Annotated in this window: 18 protein-coding genes, 1 tRNA gene and 1 pseudogene; 15 read left to right on the forward strand and 5 right to left on the reverse strand. The window is 66.9% G+C overall.

Features of this window, described 5'->3' with window-relative positions:
• The first annotated feature begins 3 nt into the window (after nt 1-3).
• From NUW87_RS09690 to NUW87_RS09725, 8 genes are read left to right on the forward strand one after another with little or no spacing between them, the layout of a single operon-like run.
• Nucleotides 4-228, forward strand: a complete 225-nt coding sequence (locus NUW87_RS09690) for a DUF3107 domain-containing protein (RefSeq protein WP_034997535.1) — start codon at nt 4-6, stop codon at nt 226-228.
• 11 nt (nt 229-239) lie between these two features.
• Nucleotides 240-1,421, forward strand: coding sequence for a DUF3152 domain-containing protein (locus tag NUW87_RS09695; protein WP_336296921.1), 1,182 nt, complete (start codon nt 240-242; stop codon nt 1,419-1,421).
• Nucleotides 1,422-1,431: 10 nt separating this feature from the next.
• A complete protein-coding gene (locus NUW87_RS09700) occupies nt 1,432-2,163 on the forward strand; it encodes a hypothetical protein (RefSeq protein WP_269028292.1) in 732 nt (243 codons plus the stop codon).
• A 17-nt stretch (nt 2,164-2,180) separates the two neighbouring features.
• Entirely contained in the window at nt 2,181-5,303 is a 3,123-nt protein-coding gene (locus NUW87_RS09705) for an ATP-dependent DNA helicase (RefSeq protein ID WP_269028293.1), read from the forward strand.
• Nucleotides 5,296-8,607, forward strand: a complete 3,312-nt coding sequence (locus tag NUW87_RS09710) for an ATP-dependent helicase (protein ID WP_269028294.1) — start codon at nt 5,296-5,298, stop codon at nt 8,605-8,607. The genes NUW87_RS09705 and NUW87_RS09710 overlap by 8 nt, the downstream gene beginning before the upstream one ends.
• A complete protein-coding gene (locus NUW87_RS09715; protein ID WP_239218495.1) occupies nt 8,604-9,680 on the forward strand; it encodes a potassium channel family protein in 1,077 nt (358 codons plus the stop codon). The genes NUW87_RS09710 and NUW87_RS09715 overlap by 4 nt, the downstream gene beginning before the upstream one ends.
• 4 nt (nt 9,681-9,684) lie before the next feature.
• Nucleotides 9,685-10,470, forward strand: a complete 786-nt coding sequence (locus NUW87_RS09720) for an NAD(+) diphosphatase (RefSeq protein ID WP_269028295.1) — start codon at nt 9,685-9,687, stop codon at nt 10,468-10,470.
• Complete coding sequence (locus NUW87_RS09725; protein ID WP_269028296.1) at nt 10,461-12,509, forward strand: ATP-dependent DNA helicase UvrD2; 2,049 nt, start codon at nt 10,461-10,463, stop codon at nt 12,507-12,509. Before NUW87_RS09720 ends, NUW87_RS09725 begins: the two co-directional genes overlap by 10 nt.
• Nucleotides 12,510-12,535: 26 nt before the next feature.
• Here NUW87_RS09725 and NUW87_RS09730 read toward each other — a convergent pair whose 3' ends face one another.
• Nucleotides 12,536-13,366: a hypothetical protein gene (locus tag NUW87_RS09730; protein ID WP_269028297.1), complete on the reverse strand. Its 831-nt coding sequence runs from the start codon at nt 13,364-13,366 to the stop codon at nt 12,536-12,538.
• A gap of 42 nt (nt 13,367-13,408) precedes the next feature.
• On the opposite strand from NUW87_RS09730, the gene NUW87_RS09735 reads away from it, so the two are divergent.
• Nucleotides 13,409-13,936, forward strand: coding sequence for a M48 family metallopeptidase (locus NUW87_RS09735; protein WP_269028298.1), 528 nt, complete (start codon nt 13,409-13,411; stop codon nt 13,934-13,936).
• Here the strand turns inward: NUW87_RS09735 and NUW87_RS09740 are convergent.
• Complete coding sequence (locus NUW87_RS09740; RefSeq protein WP_269028299.1) at nt 13,933-15,366, reverse strand: zinc-dependent metalloprotease; 1,434 nt, start codon at nt 15,364-15,366, stop codon at nt 13,933-13,935. The genes NUW87_RS09735 and NUW87_RS09740 overlap by 4 nt on opposite strands.
• Nucleotides 15,367-15,456: 90 nt before the next feature.
• Between NUW87_RS09740 and NUW87_RS09745 the strand changes: the two genes are divergently transcribed.
• Nucleotides 15,457-16,530: a YlbL family protein gene (locus NUW87_RS09745; RefSeq protein ID WP_269028300.1), complete on the forward strand. Its 1,074-nt coding sequence runs from the start codon at nt 15,457-15,459 to the stop codon at nt 16,528-16,530.
• Here the strand turns inward: NUW87_RS09745 and NUW87_RS09750 are convergent, their stop codons facing one another.
• Both NUW87_RS09750 and NUW87_RS09755 read right to left on the reverse strand, forming a co-directional pair.
• The gene (locus NUW87_RS09750; protein WP_269028301.1) at nt 16,531-17,259 is read right to left on the reverse strand and encodes a hypothetical protein; all 729 of its coding nucleotides are present in this window, start codon (nt 17,257-17,259) and stop codon (nt 16,531-16,533) included.
• 10 nt (nt 17,260-17,269) lie between these two features.
• Nucleotides 17,270-17,758, reverse strand: coding sequence for a PPA1309 family protein (locus NUW87_RS09755; protein WP_269028305.1), 489 nt, complete (start codon nt 17,756-17,758; stop codon nt 17,270-17,272).
• Between the two features lie 172 nt (nt 17,759-17,930).
• Between NUW87_RS09755 and NUW87_RS09760 the strand changes: the two genes are divergently transcribed.
• From NUW87_RS09760 to NUW87_RS09780, 5 genes are all read left to right on the forward strand, one after another.
• Nucleotides 17,931-20,843 carry a UPF0182 family protein gene (locus NUW87_RS09760; protein WP_377734723.1) on the forward strand — a complete coding sequence of 971 codons (2,913 nt, stop codon included), beginning with the start codon at nt 17,931-17,933 and terminating at the stop codon, nt 20,841-20,843.
• A gap of 159 nt (nt 20,844-21,002) precedes the next feature.
• A tRNA-Met gene (locus NUW87_RS09765) sits at nt 21,003-21,076 on the forward strand.
• Between the two features lie 465 nt (nt 21,077-21,541).
• On the forward strand, nt 21,542-22,564 hold the full coding sequence (locus NUW87_RS09770) for a DUF4192 domain-containing protein (protein ID WP_034997552.1): 1,023 nt from the start codon (nt 21,542-21,544) through the stop codon (nt 22,562-22,564).
• Nucleotides 22,565-22,725: 161 nt separating this feature from the next.
• Entirely contained in the window at nt 22,726-22,869 is a 144-nt protein-coding gene (locus NUW87_RS09775; RefSeq protein WP_016456431.1) for a hypothetical protein, read from the forward strand.
• Nucleotides 22,870-22,959: 90 nt separating this feature from the next.
• On the forward strand, nt 22,960-23,391 hold the full coding sequence (locus tag NUW87_RS09780) for a single-stranded DNA-binding protein (RefSeq protein WP_034997554.1): 432 nt from the start codon (nt 22,960-22,962) through the stop codon (nt 23,389-23,391).
• Here NUW87_RS09780 and NUW87_RS09785 read toward each other — a convergent pair.
• Nucleotides 23,388-23,684, reverse strand: a pseudogene (locus NUW87_RS09785) (recombinase family protein); the annotation flags it as partial. The gene NUW87_RS09780 and the pseudogene NUW87_RS09785 overlap by 4 nt on opposite strands.
• Between the last annotated feature and the right edge of the window lie 139 nt (nt 23,685-23,823).

Raw genomic sequence — 23,823 nt, forward strand, 5'->3', positions numbered from 1 at the left:
GCTATGGATATCAAGATCGGTCTTGCAGACAGCCCCCGCGAACTGACGATCAAGCTGCCGGAGGGGCAGGACGACATCATCGCCACCGTTGAGCAGGCCGTTGACAGCGGCCAGGCCACCTTGAAGGTGGAGGACGACAAGGGCCGGGTTTACCTCATCCGCACCGACCGCATCGTGTACGTGGAGCAGGGTACTGCCGCAGCCCGATCCGTCGGGTTCATGCGCTAAATTACGCATTTATGGCACAACGGCACGGCGCACATGAGCGGGACGCCCGCCGCGGCGACTCGATCGAGGGTGGCCGCGGAGCGCACCGCCGCCCCAGCGATGGCGAATTCGACGTCCGTGACATAGACGACGATGATTTCGGCGACTGGTTTGATAGCTGGGAACTCGAATCCGAGGACGCTGATCCTGCTCGTGCGCCCCGCCGTTCTGAGAAACGCCCGCAAAAGCGCGGGAAGCTTTTCGACGCCTCACGGTGGCCCGCGTCCCGCGCGGCGCACGCCGAAGCAGGCGATAGCAAGCTTGTCGCGTTTGCGCAGGAGTACGGCTGGCGTGCCTACGCTATCCCCGTGCTGGCCGTGATCACCGTTTTTGTGCTGATCAACATGTTCCAAAACCCGGAGGACCTCGCGGTGGGGGCTACCGGTTCTTCCGCTGAGACGGAAGATTCCGCAGCCGCCTCGCCCGCGGAGGGCGGGGAAGATCCGGAGGGCGGCGCGAAGCCGTTGGAACCGGCGAAGATCGCGGAAGGGGAGTTTGATCCCCACGATCTGCCGCCGGGTGGGCCGTACACCACTACCGGTGCTGGCACGTACCACGAGGTGGGCGCACCGGGCATGAGCGTCGGCGAGGGCACCGAACTCGTGGTTCGCTTCGCCGTGGAGGTCGAGGACGGTATCGACACCTCCGGCTACGGCGGGGATGATGCGTTTGCGCACATGGTCGACGCGACGCTGAGCGATCCACGCGGTTGGACCAACGACCCGCGTTTCCGCTTCGAACACGTCAGTGTCAACGACAACCCGTCGCTGAAGATCCGTCTGACCTCGCTAGAGACCACCGCGGAGCTGTGCGGTGTGCAGATCGGCACCGAAACCAGCTGCCGCACCCGCATCACCGGCGAGGACACGGTGCTGCTCAACGAGTCGCGCTGGGTGCGCGGCGCTGTGCCGTTCCAGGGCGATCTGGGCAGCTACCGCCAGTACCTGATCAACCACGAGGTGGGCCACGCCGTGGGCTTTGCGGAGCACGTCCCGTGTCCGGAGCCGAACGCGCTGGCACCGGTCATGATGCAGCAGACCCTGAGCATGAACAATGCGCAGTTGCATCAGATGAGCCCGGAAGACAACTACCCGGACAACCCGGACACGTGCCGGCCGAACCCGTGGCCCTACCCGCGTCCAGCGGCGCTGTAGGGGGCAGGCGGTGGCGCAGCACACAGCACAGCACATCCCCGGACATGTTTTGTCGGCGTTCCAGCTCGACGGCCGGGCAGGCATACCTGTAGGCCCGGAGTGGGACAACGGTGTCCGCTTCGGCCGGGTCGTGGTCTCCGAGGCGAGCGACACGGCCGCCTGGTCCGGCAAGGCCCGCGACCATGCTGGCGAGTTCGGCGCAGGCATCGCGGTGTCCCGCCCGGTGCGCGCCACCGACGGCCGCCTGGTCGTCGGCGGTTTCAAAGCCAGCGAGTTCGTTGAAGGGCGGGTGCTCGCGCGTATCGATGAAGCCGTGTCCGCCGCCCTGCGTTACGACGAGGCGATGGCCGGCGTCGACGCGCCGACGGCGGACCGTGGCGACGCCTTCGCGACAGCGGAGCGAGCGGTGTGGCGCGACTACACCCCGCAGCCGGGCGACGTTGTGGCGCACATGGACTTTGCGTCCTGCCTGCTCTTTTCTGGGGATATGGTGCCGACGTTGACGGACCTTGTGCCGTCTTCAAGCAAGCGCCCCCGCGGTTTTACCGCGGCGTTGGTGATTGTGGACGGGCTGTTGGCCCAGGCCTGCGATGTGGCCGTGCTTGACCGGTGGGCGCACGTGCCGGGTCTGCGGGAGCTCGCAGGCCATGCGCTGGAGTACCGCGTGGCCTGCGCGAGAGCTGCGGGTTCGGACATACGTTCGATGGCTGAGGGGATTGATCAGGCGCTCGTGTCGGAGTGAGTGACACAATCAACGGCATGACTTCCACCAGACCCTCTCCCGTGCCCCCGGCGGTACTCGAGCCGAAGGCCTACCTCGTGCCGCGCACGCGCCCAGACACGCAACGCGAATGGCCGGTTGAGCTGCCCCAGCAAGGCCTGTACAAGGTGACCGGAGAGCCGGGCTCGGGAGTGTCGAGCTTCCTGCTGGACACCGCCGCAGCTGCGATGCGCAGGCACGCAGGCAGCGAGGCGGAACACGGCCCGGGCGGGGTGCTGGTGCTCACGGATTCCAAGGAGACCGGCGCGCGGCTGCGCGCGGAGCTAGCGGACACGCTTGCCGCCTCCGGGTTTGTCTCCGACGAGCCGGTGGTGCGCTCCGTGCACTCGCTCGCGTTCGCGCTGGTGCGCCAGCAGATGGACGAAGAGCTGCGGTTGATCTCCGGCGCGGAGCAGGACGCGGTGATCCGCCAGCTGCTGCAGGGCCACGCCGAAGACGCCGGCGGCACCTGGCCTGAAGAGTTGCGCCCGGCGCTGCCCATGGTGGGTTTTGCGCGGCAGTTGAGGGACTTTTTGTTGCGTGCCATTGAGCGCGGCCAGGGCCCGGAGGATCTGGTGGAGCTGGGCCAGCGCCACGACATCGGCATCTGGTCCGCCTCGGGCGATTTCTTGCGTGAATACCAGCAGGTGATGGCGCTGTCCGGCGCGCACCGCCTGTCGGCGTCGGAGTTGATCGCGGCCGCGCTTGGGGTGGAGCTGCCGCGAACCTGGCATACCGTGATAGTGGACGACGCGCAGCACCTGGCGCCGGCATCCGCGGCACTGGTGCAAAAGCTGTTGGAGCAGGCGGACCTCGGCGTCGTCGGCGGGGATCTAGAGCAATCCGTGTTCCACTTCCGCGGCGCCTCCCCGGCATTCTTCCAGGACTTAGGCGGGCTGGATCACGAGGTGATCGACCTCGGGTCCACCCGTAGGACGCCAGTGCGGTCAGCGGCGATTGCAGAGTCCAGTGCGGCGGAGCTTTCCCTGGTGGCGGACACGCTGCGTCGCGCTCACCTGGAAGAGGGCGTGGCGTACCGCGACATGGCGGTGGTGGTGCGCTCCACGCCGCTGCTTGAGCCGATGCGGCGCGCGCTGCTGCGCGCCGGGGTGCCGGTCGCGCTCAACCCCACCGACCTGGTGCTGGGGGAGCAGCGCATTGTTTCGGCGCTGCTGCTCGGCGTGCGTGCGCTGTATGAGGAACTCCAACCCACCGAGTGGCGCGACCTGCTGCTGAGCCCCGTCGGCGGCGCTGACCCGGTGACGCTGCGCAGGTTACTGCGCGGCCTGCGCCGCTGGTCGCCGGAGGCTCGCGCGGAGGAAAGCCTGCGCGAGCTGCTTCTCACTCCGACCGGGCTGCCGGATTTCGGCACCGTGCTCACGGACCGCGAGCTGGACATCTTGCACCGTGTGCGCGACGTACTCGATGCCGGGCGCAATGTGCTTGCTCACGGCGGCACGGTGGAGGAAGTGCTGTGGGCACTCTGGCACGCCACGGGCTTGGCTAACCGTCTGCTGGCGTCTGCGCTGCGAGGAGGCGCGACTGGTTCGCAGGCGGACAGGGATCTCGACGCCGTGATGGCGCTGTTCGACGCGGCAGGAGACCACACGGAGCGCAGGCCCAGCGCGGGCATCGAATCCTTCGTCGCCTCGATTACCGAGCAGGAGCTGCCCACCGGCGTGCGCGACCGCCGAAACGCCACCCCGGACGCCGCCGCATTGCTTACCGCCCACGGTGCGGTGGGCCGCGAGTTCCGCCGCGTGGTCGTAGCTGGCGTGCAGGAGCTGACCTGGCCGAGCCTAGGGGAGACCGGGTCGCTGTTCCGCCAGGAAGACCTGGTGGACCTCATCGACAACGACGTCGACCCCGGCGTGCCCGTCTCCCACATCAACGAGCGGTTGGTGGAGGAGCGCCGCCTGTTTACCGTGGCAACCAGCCGCGCCACAGACCAGCTCCTGGTCACCGCCGTGGAAAGCGATGACGGTGAAGAAGTGGAGCAGCGATCCAGGTTCGTGGAGGAATTCTGCCGGGACTATGGCGTGCATCCGCGCCCAGTGAGCATCGCGGGCTCGTCCGCGGACGCCTCCCGGATCTCCGGGCAAACCACTGGCACTGCCGCTGACGCCGAGGACGCCGGCGCGGTCGTGCGCGTGCTCGCGCACGACGACCTGATCGCCGAGTTCCGCCGCGTGCTGGTGGACCCTGCGTCCACCGAAACAGAGCGCAGCCAGGCGGCGCGCCAACTCGCGCGTTTAGCGGACGCAGGCGTGCTGGGGGCGGACCCTGCGCAGTGGTGGACGACCACGGAGCCTTCCACCAGCGAACCGCTCGACGTCTCGCCGGCGCTGTCGCCGTCGCGGGTGGAAAAGCTGCTCGCATGCCCCATGCAGGCGGTGCTGGAGCGGATGTCCGGCCTGGACGAATCGCTGGACATGATCTACGGCGCTATGGCGCACGCCTACTTCGAAGCGCTGGGCAACGGCATGGACGACACCGAGGCGCTGGATGCGACCGTGGCGGCGCGCCGGGCTGCGGATAACGCCCCGGAGTGGAAGGTCGAGCGAGACATCGCGGACTTCCGGGCCATGCTCGAGCGCACCCAGGGCTGGCTGCAGGCCAGCCGCGGGGCGTTTGAGCAGGTCGCCGTGGAGGCGGATGTGAACGTCCAGGTCAGCGACAACGTACGCATCCGCGGCAGGCTGGACCGCCTCGAGCGCGATAGCAGCGGTGCGGTGCACATTGTGGACCTGAAAACGAGCGCGTACCCGCCGACCGTCGACGCCACCGCGGACAACCCCCAGCTGGCCACCTACCAGCTGGCGCTTGCACACGGCGAGTTCGACGGCGGCAAGGTCGTCACCGCTCGCGACGGCGCAAATGCCCTTTCCGTGGGCGGGGCGGTACTGGTGTACCCAAACGCCAACAAGACCACGCTGAGCACCCGCGAGCAGGCGAAGAAAACCGCCGACGAGCTGGACGCGCTCGCCGCCGCACTCGACGGGCTGCCCGAGGAGACCGCTGGACCGACGTTGCTCGCCGTGGTCGGCCCGCAGTGTGACCGCTGCGCTGTGCGAGCGCTGTGCCCAGTCCAGCCGGAAGGAGCGACGATCCACCATGTCTAACCCCACCCCGATGTCTCCCGTGCTGCTGTCGCGCTACCTGGGCCAGCAGTACCCGCCGACAGACCAGCAAGCCGCCGTGATCGGCGCGGAGCCCGGCCCGCTACTGGTGGTCGCCGGTGCCGGCGCCGGCAAAACCGAAACCATGGCCGCGCGCGTGGTGTGGCTGGTGGCCAACGGTTACGCCCGGCCGGACGAAGTTCTGGGCCTGACGTTTACCCGCAAGGCCGCCCAGGAGATGGGCAAGCGCATCCGGGACCGTTTGGGCTCGCTCGCGGCCAACACCGATCTGGTGCACCGCCTGGACCCGTCCGGCGAGCTAGCAGACAACCTGCAGGTGATCGCACCGTCGGTGTCCACCTACGACTCGTACGCCGGCGAGCTGATTCGCGAATACGGCCTACTAGTGCCGGTGGAGCCGGACGCCCGGCTGATCACCGACGCGGAGCTGCACGCCATTGCCACCGACGTGGTGGTCAACTACTCCGGCGGGCTGATCACGGAGATGGGATCCAACCCGTCGCTGTCCACGGTGGTGGAGGACCTGTTGGCGCTGACCACGGCGATGGGAAACGAGCTGGCTTCGCCCGAGTGGGTGCGCGGGCACGCCCACGACTTCCTCGCAGAAACTGAGTCCTATCCCATGGCCCCGCGTGCCCGCGTGGAGTTCACCAAGGTGCTCACGAATTGGCGCTCCAAGCAGGAAATGCGCGTGAACATGCTGCCACTGGTGGAGGAGCTGGCGGCGGAGCTGCGCCGCCGTGGCGTGGTCACGTTCAACGAGCAGATGTCCGTGGCAGCACAGCTGGCGCGGGACCACAAGACGGTGGGGGCATCGCAGCGCTCCCGCTACCGCGTGGTCATGCTCGACGAGTACCAGGACACCTCGCACGCGCAGCGCGTGCTGCTGCGCAGCCTGTTCGGCGAGGGCGCGGACCCGTCGCTGACGGTGACCGCAGTGGGCGATCCGATGCAGGCGATCTACGGCTGGCGCGGCGCCACCGCGGCCAACCTGGCCGCGTTCGTGGAGGACTTCCCCTCGCCTGCAGGACCGGCGCCGAAAAAGCAGCTGACCACCTCCTGGCGCAACCCACCTGAGGTGCTGAAGCTGGCCAACGGCGTGTCCGACGCGGTGCTGGGCACCGCCGAGAACCGAGCGGTGGCTGCGCTTCAGGCGCGACCAGCCGCGGAGGCCGGAGACGTCACCCTGGGCTTCTTCCCGGACCAGGACACGGAGATCGCCTACGTGGCTGACGCGCTCGCGCAGGAATACCAGGCGGCGGTGCAGGAAGGACGAGCGCTTTCCGCAGCCGCGTTGGTGCGCAAGAACCGGCACTCGCCGCTTTTGGCGGCGGCACTGGAGGAGCGCGGCGTGCCCTACGAGATCGTGGGCCTGGCCGGGCTTCTCGACGTCCCGGAGGTCGCCGACACCGTCGCCATCGCCACGATGCTGGTGCGCCCGGACGACACCGCGGCTGCGTTGCGCCTCCTCGGTGGGCCGGCCGTCGGCCTGGGCCTGGCAGATCTGCAGGCGCTGGCGTCGCGCGCGAACAACCTGCACGGCTCGGCGCTGGACACCCCGCCGGAGGCCGCCCCGGCGGATGCGGCGGAGCACCTGCACGCCCAGCTGGATGAGCTCGTGTCCCGCGCCGCGGAAATCTCCGCCAGCACGGACAAACCCGAAGGACTCACGGACGCCCTGGCAGACCTTGGCGAGCCGGAACGCTACAGCGAGGAAGGCCTTGCGCGCATGCGGGACACCGCGGCGAAGCTGCGTTGGCTGCGCACACATAGCCTGGGCAAGCGCTTAAGCGACCTGTTCGCCGACATCATCCACGTCTTCGGCATCCGCACCGAAGTGCTCGCCCGCGGCTCCGCCACCGGGGCAGTGCACCTGGACCGGTTGCTCGATGAGGTCGCTGCCTACCCGGGCGCGAGCCTGGACGGGTTGCTGCACTTTTTCGAACTCGCCCGCAGCTTCGAGGACGGCTTGGCCCCGGGCTCGGTGGCGGTGAAAGAGGACCGGGTGCAGATCCTCACCGCGCACAAGGCCAAGGGGTTGGAGTGGGACACCGTGGCGGTGCTGCACGCGGACGCGGCGACGTACAAGTCCAAGACGGAAACCTTCCTCACTTTCCCGCGTTTCCTTCCGACGGAAACGTTCGGCGACCCGGACGTCTACCCGGTATTCGCGGACGTGGAGAACCGCTCGGACTTTGAGAAAGCCGGCAAGGCCTGGCTCAAGGAGGTCGCCGGGGATCTGGCCGAGGAGGCTGCCCGGTTGTTCTACGTGGCGGTGACCCGCTCCGGGAAGAAACTCCTGGTCACCGGCTCACGCCGCCGCGAAGGTGTCGCTCGGGAGGCGGAACCGTATGAGCACTTCGCCGCCATGCGCGAGCGGGTGCCCGAGGAGTGCGTGGTGGTCTGGGACGACGGCACCGAGCCTGACATCGCAGAGGAAGCGAACGAGAAGGAGGCGGCCGCACCGGAGTCCGGACGCTGGCCCCACTACCTGCCTGCTGCACACGACCTCGCGGCCGCTCAAGCGGTCCGTGCCGCCATGGACTCGCTGCCGGACTACACCGAAGGCGAGCTGTACTCGCTCTGGGAGCGCGACGCCACAGCCTTGATCGAGGAGCACGACGCCGCCCAAGCTGCAGACGTGCCGGTGGTCATGCCGGGGGAACTCACCGCCTCCGACGTGGTGGCGCTGAAGGCGGACCCGGAGCAGTTCGCCCGCCGCGCCCGCCGCCCCGTGCCGTTTAAACCGAACACCTACGCCAAGCGCGGTACCGCGTTCCACGAGTGGCTGGAGCAGTTCTACGGTGCGCGCCCGCTGCTCACGGAAGACGAGCTGCCGGGCAACGATGAGGCCGAAGTGGACCGCGCCGTCCTGGAGCGTCTCAAACGCAACTTCGAGGCCAGCGAGTGGGCCGGGCGCACGCCGGAGTACGTCGAGCACCCCTTCGAGCTGGCACTGGGCGATTCGGTCGTGCGCGGGCGCATGGACGCTGTGTTCGCCGACGACGACGGCTGGGTCGTAGTGGACTGGAAGACCGGCGAGAAGCCCGGCCGCGACGCGATGGAATCGGCTCAGCTGCAGCTCGCGGTCTACCGTGAGGCGTGGCGCCGGATCGCACGTGACGGCAAGCCGGTGCGGGCGGTATTTTTCTACGTGCGCACCGGCGAGACGTTCGCGCCCCGCGCCTTGCCGGATCTCGACCAGCTCGAGACAATGCTCGGAGGCGCGAGAGCCGGCACGTCTGGTGAAGAAATAGCAAGAGAAAGCGAGGAGCGGCAGGGATGAAGCTTCGGAGCCTGTTGTCGCTGCGCGCAGACGCGACCAACCTCACCGAGATCCCGGTGCACAGCCTGCTCGATGTGGTGAACATCCCCACGGCAGCGCGCGCCACCCCGTGGTCGCTCATCGCCCGCCGCTTCTTCTACGCGCTGCTGCTCATCATCGCTGTCGCGTTCGTGGCCTACCTAGACCGCAACGGCTACTCCGAGCCGTTGACGTTCATCGACGCGCTGTATTACTCCGCAGTGACGCTGTCTACTACCGGCTACGGCGACATCACGCCGATGACGCAGTCGGCGCGCCTGGTCAACATCTTCCTGGTCACACCAGCGCGTGTGGCCTTCCTTATGGTCCTCGTCGGCACCACCTTGTCGGTGCTCACGGAGGATTCCCGCAAGACGCTCCAGATCCAACAGTGGAGGAATAGCGTGCGTAACCACACTATTGTCATCGGCTACGGCACCAAGGGCCGTTCCGCAATCGACGCTCTGATCGCCGGCGGTGCGTCGCCGTCGTCGATCGTGGTCATCGACCCGGATCCGGCCGCGCTCACCGTCGCGGAGAAGCGCGGGTTGATCACCGTTCACGGCAACGGCACCAAGTCGGACGTGCTGCGCGTGGCTGCGGTCAGCCGCGCCAGGTCTGTCATTGTCGCGCCGTCGTCGGATGACACGGCCGTGCTGATCACCCTATCGGTGCGCGAGATGGCGCCGAGCGCGATGATCGTGGTCAGCGTCCGCGAAAGCGAGAACCAGCACCTGCTCATGCAGTCGGGTGCGGATTCGGTGATCGTCTCCTCCGAAACCGCGGGTCGGCTGCTCGGTATCGCAACCGTCACCCCGCCGGTGGTGGAGATGATGGAGGACCTGCTCAGCCCCGACGAAGGCTTCGCCGTGGCGGAGCGCCAGATCGCGGACGACGAGGTCGGCGCGAACCCCCGCCACCTTGCGGACATCGTGCTGGGCGTGGTGCGATCCGGCGAGCTCTACCGTATCGATTCCCCCGAGGCGGAAACGGTCGAGCCGGGCGACCGGTTGCTGTACGTGCGCATGAACGGCGCAATTACCAACCGGGATTAGCTGGATGTTCCTGCTCATCGATGCTGCCGGGCGCTTCCCGCTCGGCGACGACGGGGAGCCGAAGCTTTTTCACGCACCTCCGGCCACCACCGAAACCTCCTCCCACGTGCACGTGACACGGGAGGTCACTGCGGCCCGGGTGCACGGTGTTGATGCGGCCGATCTTGCCGGGCCGCACGGGGCGACCGGGGACGCGCGCACCCACGCCAGCCACCCGCTGGCCGCCCGCGCCGTCGGTTTGGTCAACGCCCGCGAACGTACCCGCTTCGACCCGGCGGACGGCTCCGAGGTGCGCTGGGGCGAAGGCGGCATCGTCGCGCGCGGCGCCACCGGCCGGCCGATCTTCCCGCGGCTGGATCCGTGCGTGATCGGCTTAGTGGAGGACCCGGCGGGTGAGCGGATCTTGCTGGTGGAAAACGCCCGCCGCCCCGGCTACCTCACCCTGGTGGCGGGCTACGTGGACGTCGGCGAGACGCTTGAGGCCGCGTTTGCCCGCGAGGTGTGGGAGGAAACCGGCCGCCGGGTAAGCGACTTGCGCTATGTGCACTCCCAGCCGTGGCCGCTCTCCGGCGCGCTCATGCTCGGCATGGCGGCGCGCACGGCGGATATCGATGCGCAAGCACCCACCGACGGAGAGCTGACCCGCACTGTGTGGGCCAGCCGCGGCGAGCTGGATTCCCTCACGCTCGCCGCGGAGGGCACCATCGCCCGCGCACTCATCGACTACTGGGCGGACACACCGAACACACCGCACACACCCACCCCGGAAGGAGCACACCCATGGCGATAGACCTCAGCGTGCTGGATGAAGACCAGCGTGTGGCGGCGGAAGCGCCGCGCGGGCCGGTGTGCATCCTCGCCGGCGCGGGCACGGGCAAAACCCGCACGATCACCTACCGCATCGCCAACTTGATCGACCGCGGCCAAATCGCACCGAACCGCGTGCTGGCGGTGACGTTTACCAAACGCGCCGCCGGCGAGATGCGCGACCGCCTCACCGCCATGGGCATCGGCGGGGTGCAGGCGCGCACGTTCCACTCCGCGGCGATGCGCCAGCTGCAGTACTTCTGGCCCCAGATCGCAGGCGATCTGCCGTGGCGGGTGCTGGACAACAAGTTCCCCATTGTCGCCCGCGCCACCCGCGCCGCAGGCCTGGACACCGGCAAGGAAATGGTGCGCGACCTGCTCAGCGAGATCGAGTGGGCGAAGTCCTCGGTCATCGGCCCGGAGGACTACGTGCAGCGCATCGCCGATTCCCCGCGCACGCCACCGGCGGACGCGCAGAAGGTCGCCCAGGTCTACCGCTTCTACGAGGAAGCGAAGACCAGCCCCGAAGGCATGCTGATCGATTACGACGACCTGCTCATCCACGTCGCCGGCGCGCTCGAGAACGCGCCCGCGGTGGCGGAGGAGTTCCGCGCGCAGTACCAGTCGTTCGTGGTGGACGAGTACCAGGACGTCACCCCGTTGCAGCAGCGGGTGCTGGAGGCCTGGCTGGGCACCCGCGACGACCTGACGGTGGTCGGCGACGCCAACCAGACCATCTACTCCTTTACTGGCGCGACCCCGGACTACCTTTTGAACTTTTCGCGCACGTACGAGCACGCGACCGTCGTGAAGCTGCAGCGCGACTACCGCTCGACCGTGGAGATCACGGAGCTGGCCAACACCGTCATCGGCAAGGCCACCGGCCGCATCGCCGGCACCCGCCTGCAGCTTGAGGGCATGCGCGGCCACGGCCCGGAGCCGCAGTTCAACGGCTACGACGACGAGCCCGCGGAGGCGCGGGCGGTGGCGCAGAAGGTGCACAAGCTGCTTAACGACGGCGTCCCTGCCCGCGAGATCGCCATTTTGTACCGCATCAACGCGCAGTCCGCCGCGTTTGAAGCCGCTCTTGCGGAAGAGGGGATTGTCTACCAGGTCCGCGGCGGCGAGGGCTTTTTCCAGCGCTCGGAGATCCGGGAGGCGTTCGCGCAGCTTTTGCGCGCCTCGAAGCGCACGGACCTGCCGGATGATCCGGTGCGCATTGCGCGTGCCGCGCTCGCCCCGCTGGGGCTGACCCCGGAGGAACCGGAGGGCGCGAAGGCACGCGAGCGCTGGCAGTCCTTGAGCGCGCTGGTGGATCTGATCGAGGAGATCGTGCGCACCCGCGAGGCCTCCACCATGGCGGAGGTGCTGGGGTCGCTGCGCCGTCGCGCCGAGGCGAAGCAGCCCCCGGCGGTGGACGGGGTGACCCTGGCCAGCCTGCACGCCGCGAAGGGCCTGGAGTGGGACGCGGTGTTCTTGGTGGGGCTGGTGGAAAAGACGCTGCCGATCTCGCACGCGCTCAAGGCGGGCGACGAGCAGATCGAAGAGGAGCGCCGCCTGTTCTACGTCGGCGTGACCCGCGCGCGCGAGCACCTGCACATGTCGTGGTCGCTGGCGCGCCAGGAGGGCGGGCACAAAAACCGCACTCGCTCGCGCTTCTTGGACGGGCTGGTGCCGGAGCTGGAGGTGGAGCAATCCCCGCAGCGGCTCAAGCGCGCGAAGCGCTGCCGGGTGTGCGGCAACCAGCTGGGCACGCCCGCGGAGAAGTCCCTGGGCCGCCACGAGGAGTGCGAGCCGAGCTTCGACGAGGCCGTCTACGCCGCGCTGAAGCGCTGGCGCCTGGACGTCTCGCGTGCAGCGGGCCAGCCGGCGTTCGTGGTGTTCACCGACGCGACGCTGATGTCCATCGCGGAGGCCATGCCCGCCGACGAGCGCGAGCTGCTCGGCGTCTCCGGCGTGGGCCCGGTGAAGGTGGACAACTACGGCGCCGGCGTGCTCGAGGTGCTGGGGCAGTTCCGGTAAGGGGGTGCCCGGAGGCGTCGCGAAGCTTAGAAGCACATGGCGCAGTCCGGGTGGGGCGGCAGCGTCGCAGTGGACACAGGTGTCGGCGCGAACGGGTCGACCACCGTGAGCACCCCGGCACCAGGTTTCGGCGCGGAGACCCCGGGCGGGTCCGGCGCGCCCGCCAAACGCCGCAGCGCCACCGCGGCAAAAGCAGCGCCGGCCGCGGCTGGGACGGGATCGCCCTGCACGCTCAGCGGCGCGCGCTGCTCCACCACGGGCCAGTTCGGGTCCCGGTCCAGAAGGTAGAGGCGCACGCACAACGGGCACGGGCCAGGGCGGGCGCACACGGGGCCTATCACCACGCGCGCATCCACCTGCGTCACTGGCAGCACCGCGCCCTGGCGCTGCCGGGTCAGCGCGGCGAGCTCGCCGAGTTGGGCAGTGGTGTTCACCGCCGCCACCGGCACCCACTTCTCGCTGTGCAGGAGGAACTTCGACAACGCCTCGTTGCGCGCTTGCGTGCGCACATCTATCCCGCATTCGCGCAGTCTGGCAGTTACCGCTGCCGCCAGCCGTCCATGGCCGACGAGCAGCACCTCGGGCTTGGTGGCCGGTACGAGCACCCGGTAGCTGAGCAAGTCGTCCGTAAGGCTCCGGGCTGCCTCGGCGCCGATGAGCGAGGCAATTTGCTCCACCACCCAGCCCAGTCGCCGCGGCCGCATGAGCACGCCCAACAGCGCCGCGACGTCCTTGGCGTGCTCGGTGGTGACCAGGCCCGTGCGTGTGGCGTCGGCGCCGAATTGCATGACGTTGTCTGCGCGCAGAAACGGGTGCGCGCCGTGGGCGAGTTTCACCCGCGTGTTGTCGTTGATCATCCCTGCATCCACCCCCGATGCGGGATCCTACAATGCATTGCCATGGCTGGCAGGCAAACACAGGACAATTCGACGCCGTACCGCGTGATCCGCTCGGCGCGCAGGACGCGCTCGGTGCAGGCGCGGCTGGTGGGAGGGGTGGCGGAAATCCGCATCCCCGCGCACTTCACCGACGCGCAAGAGCGCGAGGCGGTGGCCGAGATGCTGGCCAAGCTCGAGCGCAAGACAAAAGCGCGCCCGCGTGACGACGTCTCCTTGCGCACGCGCGCCGAATCCCTGAATAAGCACGTCCTGGACGGCCAGGCGCGTCTCGGCTCGATCAGGTGGGTGTCCAACCAGCGCTCGAGGTGGGGCTCCTGCACGGTTGCCACCGGTGACATCCGGATCAGCGACCGGTTAAAGCAGGTGCCGGATTACGTGTTGGACGCGGTGATCGTGCACGAGCTGACGCACACGTTCATCCCGAACCACAGCAAAGAGTTCTACGAGTGGGCGGACAAGGTGCCGTACGCGGAGCGCGCACGCGGCTACCTGGAGGCCTACCAGCGCTTTGGTGAGGACCGCCCTTAAAGTTCCGTGCCGTCCTCGCGGCCGTCGTCCTTGCCGTCGCCGTCTTCTCGCTTGAGCTCCGGGTTGTCGCGCAGCTCCTGCTCGAGCTTGGCAAACTCGTCGTCGAAGTCGGTGTCCGGCGCGTCGTCCAGCAGCGTGTCGATGAACGCGGCCGGGTTGTCCAGGTGCTCCGCGGACGGCAGGAAGTCCGGGTGGTTCCACACCTGGTCGCGGCGCTCGGTGCCCACGGCGGTGCCGATGCGTCGCCACAGCTCGGCGGCGTCGCGGGTGCGCGGCGCGCCCAGCTCGATGCCCACGATGTTGGCGAAGGCCTGCTCGGCGGAGCCGCCGGTGGCGCGGCGGCGCGCCCACGCCTCCGCCAGCTGCGGGGTGGACGGGATGCGTTCGCCGAGAGCCTCGGCCACCACGACGTCGACCCAACCTTCCACCAAGGCGATCAGCGTTTCCAGGCGGGAGGTGGCGCCGGCGTTGCGGGTGCCCACGCGCGGGGAGAGGTCCTCGCCCTGCAGGTTCTGCAGCGCCTCCTGGATCTGCTGCGGGTCGCCGCCTTCCAGATTGAGGTTGCGGGCGATGTCCTCGATGTGGGAGGTATCGATCTCAAGACCTGCGGCGTACTCCTCCACGGAGGAGACGATGCGCTCCACCAGCCACGGCACGTGGCGGAACAGGCGCTGGCGCGCGGCTTCGCGGGCGGCGATGTAGACCATCACTTCCTGGCCCGCCAGGTCCAGTCCCTTGGAAATCTCGGTGACGTTGCGCGGCAGTATCGCGGCGGTGTCGGCGGGGGCGACGGGCAGACCGAAGTCGGAGCCGGTCAGCGCCTGCTGCGCCAGATCGCCCAGCGCGTGGCCGAGCTTCATGCCGAACTGCATGGAGTTCATCTGGTTCATCATCCCGGCCATCGGGCCCATCATCTCCCGGGCCTGCTCCGGCATGGAGTCCAGCTGGGCGCGGTTCATGTGCTCCGCAACGGGGTTGACCAGTCGCTTCCACATCGGCATGGTCTGGTTCAGCCACTGCTCGGCGTTCCACGCCTGCGCCTTCGCGCCGCTTGCGGGCAGGTCCGTGGCCTCGTCCAGCCACAGCTCCACTAAACGCAGGGATTCCTCTGCCGCGCGGGTGTCCGCCTCGGAGACCGGGCTTGCACCGGCGATGCGCTGGCGCGCCATGCGCGCGGCGAGTTCAAAGTTCACCGCGTCGCCCGACGCCTGGGCGTTCATGGACGAGCCCATGCCGGAGAGCATCTGGCCCAGCTGGTTAAACACGTCGCCTAAGCCGCCCCCGCCGGGCTGGCCTCCGCCGAAGCCGAATGCGGCAAAGGGGTTGTTCGCGTCGCCGCGGCCGTTTCCGTCGCCGCCCCGATTGTTGCCGTCGCCTTCGCCGTCATCGTTCGAGTCGTTAGGAAAGGAAAAGCCGAATCCGTTAGTCATGCCAGCCAGAATACAGTCAGGCACAACGCTCATGGGTTCGCTGAGAGCCAGCAACAGTGTCCAGCGCCTCCTGCGCTAGAATCTGCGCCCATGTCCAAAGCGCGAGAAGCACGGAACCGGCGGTGGTCGACCCTGGTCTGGGGGTCCATTCCCGTCGTGTTGTTGGCAGGTGCGCTGACCGCGGACCACATCCCGGGCACCGACATCCGCCTGACCGTGCCGTACGCGGCGGAGGGACCGGGGCCCACCTTTGACACGCTCGGCGAGGTCGGCGGCGAGCCGGTCGTGGACATCGAGGGCGCAGAGACGCTGGACACGGGCGGTAAGCTGAACATGACCACCGTGTCCGTGCGCACAAACATGACGCTCGGCCAGGCGCTGGGGCGTTGGGTTGCCACGGACGACACGATCGTGCCGGTGGAGCAGATCATGCCGCCGGATTTGGACGAGGACCAGGTGCGCGAGGTCAACCAGCAGGCGTTTGTCGCCTCCGAGGCGTCCGCGACGGTGGCGGCCATGCACTACTTAAACCGTCCCACCACGGTGGTGGTGCACGACGTGATGGAAGGCAGCGCCTCCGAGGGGGTGCTGCAGCCGGAGGATCTGATCACCGCCGTCGCAGGCGAAAAGGTGGAAACGCCGCAGGAAGTCCAGGATGCTGTGCGCGCCAAGACCCCCGGCGAGACGATCGAAATCGCCGTGGAGCGCGACGGCAGCGAGCGCACCGAGACGGTGGAGCTGGGGGAGAACCCGCACGAGAAGGGCCAGCCCATGCTGGGCATCCTCATGACTTCCGAGCCGGCCGGCGGCATCAGCGTGAACTACAACCTCAACGACATCGGCGGGCCGAGCGCCGGCATGATGTTCTCGCTCGCGGTCATTGACAAGCTCACCCCGGGCGCGCTCAACGGCGGCAAGTTCGTCGCGGGCACCGGCACGATCAACGAGGACGGCGAGGTCGGCCCCATCGGCGGCATCACCCACAAGATCCGTGCCGCAGAGGACGACGGCGCTGAGCTCTTCCTAGCGCCCGCCGGCAACTGCGACGCCGTCAAACGCGTGGAAACGGAGCACATGACGGTGGCGAAGGTGGACAACCTCGCCGAGGCCGTTGAGGCGATGGAGGATTTCGCCGCAGGCCGCGATGTGCCCGCCTGCGAGTAGTTACTGCTTGGCCAACCCCAGGTCGTAGATGCGCTGGCGCGGATCCTCCTGGTCGGTGGAGATCAGCTGCTGCATCACCTGACCGGCTTCGTTGTCCACCACGGTGATGATCGCGGAGGTGCCGAGCGTGGACCAGCCCACCACGCGGTCGCCGTTGTCTTCTACCACGCGCGAGGAGCGCAGCTCGGTGAGAAGCTGCGTTGTCGAGGCGGCCTTGGAGTCGGAGTCGAAGAATTGGAACTGGCCGATGCCCTCGCCGGAGCAGTCGAAAGAGCCGCTCAAACCGCCCGCCGCGCAGTCGTCGAACTGGTCGAAGAACTCTTCCGGGGCCAATGTGGAAAAGCGCTCGCGCACTTCCTCCAGCGAGTCAGTTTCCTGCTTCTTTCCGCTTGTCGACGTCGCATCCGCCGTGCCCGCAGCAGTCTTCTTCGACGAGGATTTCGTGGACGCGGCGGTCGTGGACGACTTGGGCGAGCTGGAAGCAGTCTCGCTTCGCGTCGACGTCACCGTCGCAGTGTCAGTCTCGGTGCCCGAGTCGGTCTCGGTGTCGGTTTCGGGGCCGGTCTGCTCCGGCTCGCTCGGCGGAGTCTCCGTGGAGGTGATCTCCGGCGCGCGGGTATCGGGATCCTCGGAGTCGGAATCGTTGGAGCACGCCGTTAGCGTGAGCGCTGCGGCGGTGGCGGCGGCGATGAGAGAGACGGAGCGGGACCAGGGGCGGGAAGTAGACACAACTGACATACTAAACCAGCTCGTCCGGGTCCTGCTCGAGGCCGTAGCGCAGCGCCGCCACGACACCCGGGGCTACGCCGGGCCCGCCGCGCAGCTCGATGTCGTCTTGGGCGAACGCGCCGCGCTCCTCAAGCTCCTCATCGGTCAGGCGCAGCTGAAGCAGCGTCTGTTCGATGTCTTTTTCGCGCAGCACGCCGGAGAACAGGCGTGCCGGGCGCGGCTCGGCGTCCTCGCCAGCGGAGGCGTCCTTGAACACGATCTCCTGTGCCAGGATCACGCCTTGGACTTCGCGCGGCCAGGCGATGCGGGAGACGTACTCGCCCAGTTCCTCGGAGCCGGGCAGGATGTGCTCTGGGAGGTCTTGGACCACCAGTGTTAGCGGGGAAGAGTCGTCGAGGTGGCCCAGCTCGTCGACAAGCAACTGCGTGGGCACCAGGCCGAACAGTGTCGGGGGAGCGTCCCACCCCTCCGCGTGGACGAACTCGACGGCCTCCATCATGGCCTTATTTAATGCTTGCTGTTCGCGCACGGGAACCCTCCGGGCAAGTTTGACGTTGGATTATTTAAGCTTGAAGCTTATCTGCGTTGCACACACTAATTCCTAAGGAGCAGGCTTGGCTACCCGCCTCAATCGGCCACAACCACGCGCCAAGAAACCGAATACGGGGTTGATGACCACCATCGGTGTCTTGGGCCTCATTCTTTTCCTCCTGCCAATGGCAGTCGGGCTGTACACCGACTTCCTGTGGTTCGGGGAGGTGGACTTTAGGGGCGTGTTTAACCGCGTGATCCTGGTCCGCGTGGTGCTGTTTATCATCTTTGCGCTGCTCGGCGGCGCGATCACCTGGATTGCCGCCCGGTTGGCGTGGCGCGGCAGGACCCAGGAGCAGGCCGCGCCGTTCGACCAGGCCGCGCAGTACCGCCAGCAGGTGCAGCAGTCCGTTCGCGGCATGCTGGTGTGGGTGCCGGTTGTCGTGGCCATCCTGTCCGGCCTGGCCGGCCAGCGCATGTGGCGCGTGTTCATGCTCTGGTTCAACGGCGGCGAGTTCGGCTCCACCGATGCGCAGTTTGGCAAGGACTTGGGCTTCTACGCGTTTACCCTGCCCGGCATTTCCGCGGTGGTGGACACGCTTTCCATGCTGCTTCTGGTGGCGTTTTTGGTCGCAGCGGTAGGCCACTACCTGCTGGGCGGCATCCGCATTGGCAACAAAGTCTCCGGCATCTCCGGGCACATCAGCAAAAACGCGCGCATCCAGCTTGCCGTCACTGCTGGCCTGTGGATGCTGCTGAAGGCGGTGAGCTACTGGCTGGAGCGCTACTACCTGCTCTACAGCGAAAACGACATCTTCACCGGTGCGTCCTACACCGCCGTCAACGCGATGCTGCCGGCGAAGATCATCCTCACCGTCATCGCCGTGGTGGTCGCGGCCGCGTTCTTCGCCTCCATTGTCTACCGCGACTTCCGCGTCCCGGTTATGGCCACCGTGCTCATGCTGCTGTCCTCCCTGGTGGTCGGCAACGTCTGGCCGGCCCTGATGGAGCAGTTCTCCGTCAAGCCGAACCGCCAGGCCAAGGAGTACGAGTACATCGGCCGCAACATCGAGGCCACCCGTGAGGCGTACGGGCTTACGGACGACAACGTGACCTACCTGGACAACTGGGGCGCCGGCGACACCTCTAACTCCGATGTCGCCTCCGACGCGGCCACGATTTCCAACCTGCGCCTTTTGGACCCGGAGATCATTTCTCCGACGTTTACCCAGAACCAGCAGCTGCGTAACTTCTACGGCTTCCCGGATCAGCTGGCCATGGACCGCTACGAGGTGGACGGCGAGCTGCGCGACTTCGTGGTTGCGGCCCGTGAGATGAACCCGAACGCGCTGAGTGAAAACCAGCGCGACTGGATTAACCGCCACACGGTGTACACCCACGGCAACGGCTTTGTGGCCGCGCAGGCCAACACTGTGGACGAGGCGGCGCAGGACGCCGGCTCCACCCGCGGCGGCCTGCCCATCTTCACGGTGTCCGACCTGCAGTCCAACGCCGCCGCAAAGGCCTCTGAGGACGCGGAAGAGTTGGGCATTAAGGTCGACGAGCCGCGCATCTACTACGGCCCGGTGATCGCCTCTGCCGAGGACGGCTTGGACTACGCCATTGTGGGCGAGACCGGCCAGGGCCCGGTGGAGTACGACACGGACAACTCCACCTACACCTACGACGGCAAGGGCGGCGTGGACATCGGCAACATCTTCAACCGCCTCGCCTACACGGTGAAATACCAGGAGCTGAACTTCCTGCTGTCCGACCGTGTCGGCGGTGACTCGAAGGTGCTCTACGACCGCGACCCGCGCACCCGCGTGGAGAAGGTCGCCCCGTGGCTGACCACGGACTCCAAGACCTACCCGGCCGTGGTGGACGGCCGCGTGAAGTGGATCGTGGACGGCTACACCACCCTGTCCCAGATGCCGTACTCCACGCGCAACTCCCTGCAGGACACCACCCAGGACGCTCTGAACCCGGACGGCACCACCCAGCGTTTGATCACCGACAACGTCGGCTACATCCGCAACTCCGTCAAGGCCACCGTGGACGCCTACGACGGCTCCGTGGAGCTTTACGCCTTCGACGAAACGGACCCGGTGCTCAAGGCATGGCAGGGCATCTTCCCGGACACGGTGCGCCCGGCGTCCGACATCTCGGATTCTTTGCGTGAGCACCTGCGCTACCCGGAGGATCTGTTCAAGGTGCAGCGCGACCTGTTGGCGCGCTACCACGTGGACGACCCGGGCGTGTTCTTCAACAACGACGCCTTCTGGTCCGTGCCGAACGACCCGACCGCTCCTGAGGGCCGCGGCCAGCTGAACCAGCCGCCGTATTTCGTGGTGGCGGCGGACCCGGAGACGGACAAGCCGTCGTTCCAGCTGATCACCCCGTTCCGCGGCCTGAACCGCGAGTTCCTGTCCGCGCACATGGCGGTGTCCTCCGACCCGGAGACCTACGGCGACATCACCGTGCGCGTGCTGCCGACGAACAAGCAGACCCAGGGCCCGAAGCAGGCGCAGGACGCCCTGATGTCTTCCGACCAGGTGGCCCGCGACCGCACGCTGTGGGAGGGCACCAACGACCTGAAGAACGGCAACCTGCTCACCCTGCCGGTGGGCGGCGGCGAGATCCTCTACATCGAGCCGATCTACTCGCAGCGCAAGGACCAGGAATCCGCCTTCCCGAAGCTTTTGCGCGTGCTGGTGTTCTACCGCGGCCAGGTGGGCTACGCGCCGACGATCTCCCAGGCGCTTGACCAGGTTGGCATCCACTCGGAGGCTGCCCAGGACATCGACGTTGTGGACGAGAATGCCGGCGGCGACGCCAAGACGGAAGGGGAGAACCAGGAGGCGAAGCCGGAAGGCGAGGCCCAGCCGGAGGGGAACAGCGACGCTCCGCAGGTGAACAAGGACGAGGCGATGAACAACATCAACGACGCCCTGCGCAACCTGGAGAGCGCACGCGACGGCTCCTTCGAGGAGTACGGCCGCGCACTCGACCGTCTGGACCGTGCGGTGGAGGAGTACCAGCGGGCGCAGTAAGGCCCGGTAAGCACGGCTCGCGTCAGCGCGCCACCTGAAAGCAAAAACGATAGCGCCAAACCACCGTTGAACAGGAGGTTTGGCGCTATTAGTTGGTGTATGTATAGTAATTCCACGTTGCCGGTTACGGCGACAGGCGATAATCACATAAACGCCCGACGCGGGGTGGAGCAGCTCGGTAGCTCGCTGGGCTCATAACCCAGAGGTCGTTGGTTCGAATCCAGCCCCCGCTACTAAGATAAGGCCCCTACCAGTGGAAACGCTGGTAGGGGCCTTCTTCATTTTGTGATCGGATCGCCATTTGGTGCACTAGCTGGTGCACTAGGGTCAAAATCCTGCACCAAACGGAACTGCGACGCTCCAACGACGCGGCGCAGGTTTTCGGTGCATTGCTTAGTGATTGCTAGGACGGCAGCAACGAAGGAACGCCACGGGAGTCGGCAGTTCGAGGAAAGCAACTGCGAACTGCTGTGCAAGTCTCACAACCGCGCCAAAGGTAACGCTTAACCAGCGGCGACGCGGGGATCTAACAATGCTGCGTCGCTAGCGCTCGCACCCAGCGAGCGAGCATCAGGCTGCGCTAGCGACGCCGAGCGCACAAAGGCACTGCACTGCGGGGATACGCCTGCGACCGGCAGAGCCGGACTGAATACGGGATTGACCACGTTCACCCCGTATTCGTGCAAAGGAGCACTGCCATGTCCACTCATTCCCACACGCTTGCATCTCACGGCGAGATCCTCGCGAACCTCCCCGGCATCCTCGGCTTCTACCCGAACAACTCGCTGATCCTCGCGTTCTTCGTCGACGACGAGGGCGTCGACACCGTCCGCCTCGGCCCGGTCGCGCGGTTCGATCTGGACGAGGCCGTGGAGAAGCTCACCGAGAGTCGCGAGCGGTTCGCAGCGTGGGTCCACCACCTCGAACTCGACGCTGTTATCGCGTACATGATCAGCGATGACATTGCGCAGCCGGTCTTTGACGAGACGGCCACGTATCTCACTAGTGGGGCAGTGCACCTACCGCCGCTGCTCGGGGTGGTGCAAGTGCCCGAGATCGTCACCGGGGCTGCGTGGTGGTCTGTGTACCAGCATCCGCTCATCGACGAGCCGCGCCACGGCGTTGTCGGCGAGGTCGCCGCATCGGCGGCGCTGCGGCAGATGCTAGAGCACACCGGCGAGCTGCCGGAGCCGAGCAAAGACGACATCGAGGCACGCCTGAACAGCACCGATCACGGCATCGACGCTGCCGAGCACGCCGACATCATCGAAGACGCGCTGGCGTATATCCCGCCCATGTTCTCCGACGTGCTGCAGCGTGAATACGAGCAGGCGGCGGCAGGAATAACCCAGCCGAGCACGCGCGCTGTTCGATCGGCGCTGAAATGCTTCACCACGCCGCGCTTGCGAGACGCGCTGCTCGCGGCGCTGCTCGATGACCCGCAGGCGGGCCTACGGTTCGCGGAGCAGGTTATGCGTGCTGTCCCGACCAGCTGGCCAGGGATGCGCGCGCAGCTCACCACCACGGTTGCCGTGCTTGCGCACGCCACAGGCCAGCCGGGACTAGCTGGCGTGGCCGCGCACCGAGCCACCGAGATCGGGCCAGACGAGAACTTCCCGTCGTTGGTGGCGAAGCTGACCGACATCGGCCAAGGCGAGCGGATGGTCGAACTCGTCCGCGAGGGCGCCGAGAAGACCCGCACGATCTTGTTCACCGAGTAGCACCACACACCCCGTTGCAGCGATGCAACGGGGTTTCTTTTTTTCTCGTCGGCCGTGGCTTGCGACAGCAGACACTTCAACGAGGCAGGGGAGCGACCCCTAGACAGCAGAGCTGTCTCCAACAGACGGATTGACCACCAATCCGAACAAGGAGGCACGTGATGCGCGACATCACCCACACCGACCTGGAACTGCTCTACCAGCTCGCCGACGGCATCGACGGCGAGGACGCCGATCCGGGTGCAGCACAAGAACTGCGCGACCTAGAGGCGGCAGGCACGCCGCTGCCCTGGGCAGTGCTGTAACGACAGCGCAACCCCCCGCAGCAGCAAAGCAGCTGCTTCAACACCCACATTGCACGGCAATTCACACCCACCCACATAAGGAGAACCATCATGTCCAACCCCTTCAACAACGGCACCATCGTCGGCAACGCAGCTCGCGCACCGAAGCTGTTCGAGCACGCAAACGGCGGTGCGACGGTGAAGCTCAGCGTCTATGCGCGCAACACCTTCAAGAACAAGGCCACCGGCAAGGTGGAAAGCGAGATCGTGGAGCTGACCGGCTACGTCCAGGACGCGAAGAACCCCGGCGTGTTCGGCTGCATCGGGTCCGGCGACCGTGTCGCAGTGAGCTACTCGCTGAAGACCGACGTCTACACCGACAAGGACGGTGTGAAGCACTACCCGCTGGTCGCCCGTATCGACACCGTGCAGCTGATCGACTCCAAGAAAGAGTCCGCTGCGCGCGCAGCCCGTCGCGGAGGCGAGGCGGCGAACGCCGCCCTGGCTGGCGCTGACGCCGACAACGACGAAGCACCGTTCTAACAACGACACCCCGCAGGGAAACCTGCGGGGTTATTTTTTTCAACTATTTCACGGTGTTGATCCAGCTCTTTCACGGCCTTACCCAACTGAACAAAACCCAACAGCCCTAGCATCAGCTTGGCGATCGGGGTGGAGTCTTTTGAGTAGGTCTGTCCCTCCTTGAGGAACTTCACCGACACTCCTTTGCTGACTAGCTCGTCAACAATGGCGTACAGATCCGTCAGTGAACGCGCGCACCGATCCATCGACGTGACGACAAGCTGATCTCCTGCACGGACATATCGCATTGCTTCATCAAGTCCAGGGCGCTCACGCGATCCACCACTGGCCTTATCCGTGTAATAGGTGAAGACCTGGCGGGATCAAGCGGTTAATGCGCCACGTTTGAATATTTGCTGGAGTATCTCACGTGGGGTTGCTCCGCCGAGGACT

The organism is Corynebacterium pilbarense (genome assembly GCF_026930265.1).
GTDB classification, from domain to species: Bacteria; Actinomycetota; Actinomycetes; order Mycobacteriales; family Mycobacteriaceae; genus Corynebacterium; species Corynebacterium pilbarense.

Bases quoted from the DNA above. Each gene is read 5' to 3' on its own strand.
- NUW87_RS09690 (WP_034997535.1), top strand. From the start codon at position 4: ATGGATATCAAGATCGGTCTTGCAGACAGCCCCCGCGAACTGACGATC.
- NUW87_RS09695 (WP_336296921.1), top strand. From the start codon at position 240: ATGGCACAACGGCACGGCGCACATGAGCGGGACGCCCGCCGCGGCGAC.
- NUW87_RS09705 (WP_269028293.1), top strand. From the start codon at position 2,181: ATGACTTCCACCAGACCCTCTCCCGTGCCCCCGGCGGTACTCGAGCCG.
- NUW87_RS09710 (WP_269028294.1), top strand. From the start codon at position 5,296: ATGTCTAACCCCACCCCGATGTCTCCCGTGCTGCTGTCGCGCTACCTG.
- NUW87_RS09715 (WP_239218495.1), top strand. From the start codon at position 8,604: ATGAAGCTTCGGAGCCTGTTGTCGCTGCGCGCAGACGCGACCAACCTC.
- NUW87_RS09720 (WP_269028295.1), top strand. From the start codon at position 9,685: ATGTTCCTGCTCATCGATGCTGCCGGGCGCTTCCCGCTCGGCGACGAC.
- NUW87_RS09725 (WP_269028296.1), top strand. From the start codon at position 10,461: ATGGCGATAGACCTCAGCGTGCTGGATGAAGACCAGCGTGTGGCGGCG.
- NUW87_RS09730 (WP_269028297.1), bottom strand. From the start codon at position 13,366: ATGATCAACGACAACACGCGGGTGAAACTCGCCCACGGCGCGCACCCG.
- NUW87_RS09735 (WP_269028298.1), top strand. From the start codon at position 13,409: ATGGCTGGCAGGCAAACACAGGACAATTCGACGCCGTACCGCGTGATC.
- NUW87_RS09740 (WP_269028299.1), bottom strand. From the start codon at position 15,366: ATGACTAACGGATTCGGCTTTTCCTTTCCTAACGACTCGAACGATGAC.
- NUW87_RS09745 (WP_269028300.1), top strand. From the start codon at position 15,457: ATGTCCAAAGCGCGAGAAGCACGGAACCGGCGGTGGTCGACCCTGGTC.
- NUW87_RS09755 (WP_269028305.1), bottom strand. From the start codon at position 17,758: ATGATGGAGGCCGTCGAGTTCGTCCACGCGGAGGGGTGGGACGCTCCC.
- NUW87_RS09760 (WP_377734723.1), top strand. From the start codon at position 17,931: ATGACCACCATCGGTGTCTTGGGCCTCATTCTTTTCCTCCTGCCAATG.
- NUW87_RS09770 (WP_034997552.1), top strand. From the start codon at position 21,542: ATGTCCACTCATTCCCACACGCTTGCATCTCACGGCGAGATCCTCGCG.
- NUW87_RS09775 (WP_016456431.1), top strand. From the start codon at position 22,726: ATGCGCGACATCACCCACACCGACCTGGAACTGCTCTACCAGCTCGCC.
- NUW87_RS09780 (WP_034997554.1), top strand. From the start codon at position 22,960: ATGTCCAACCCCTTCAACAACGGCACCATCGTCGGCAACGCAGCTCGC.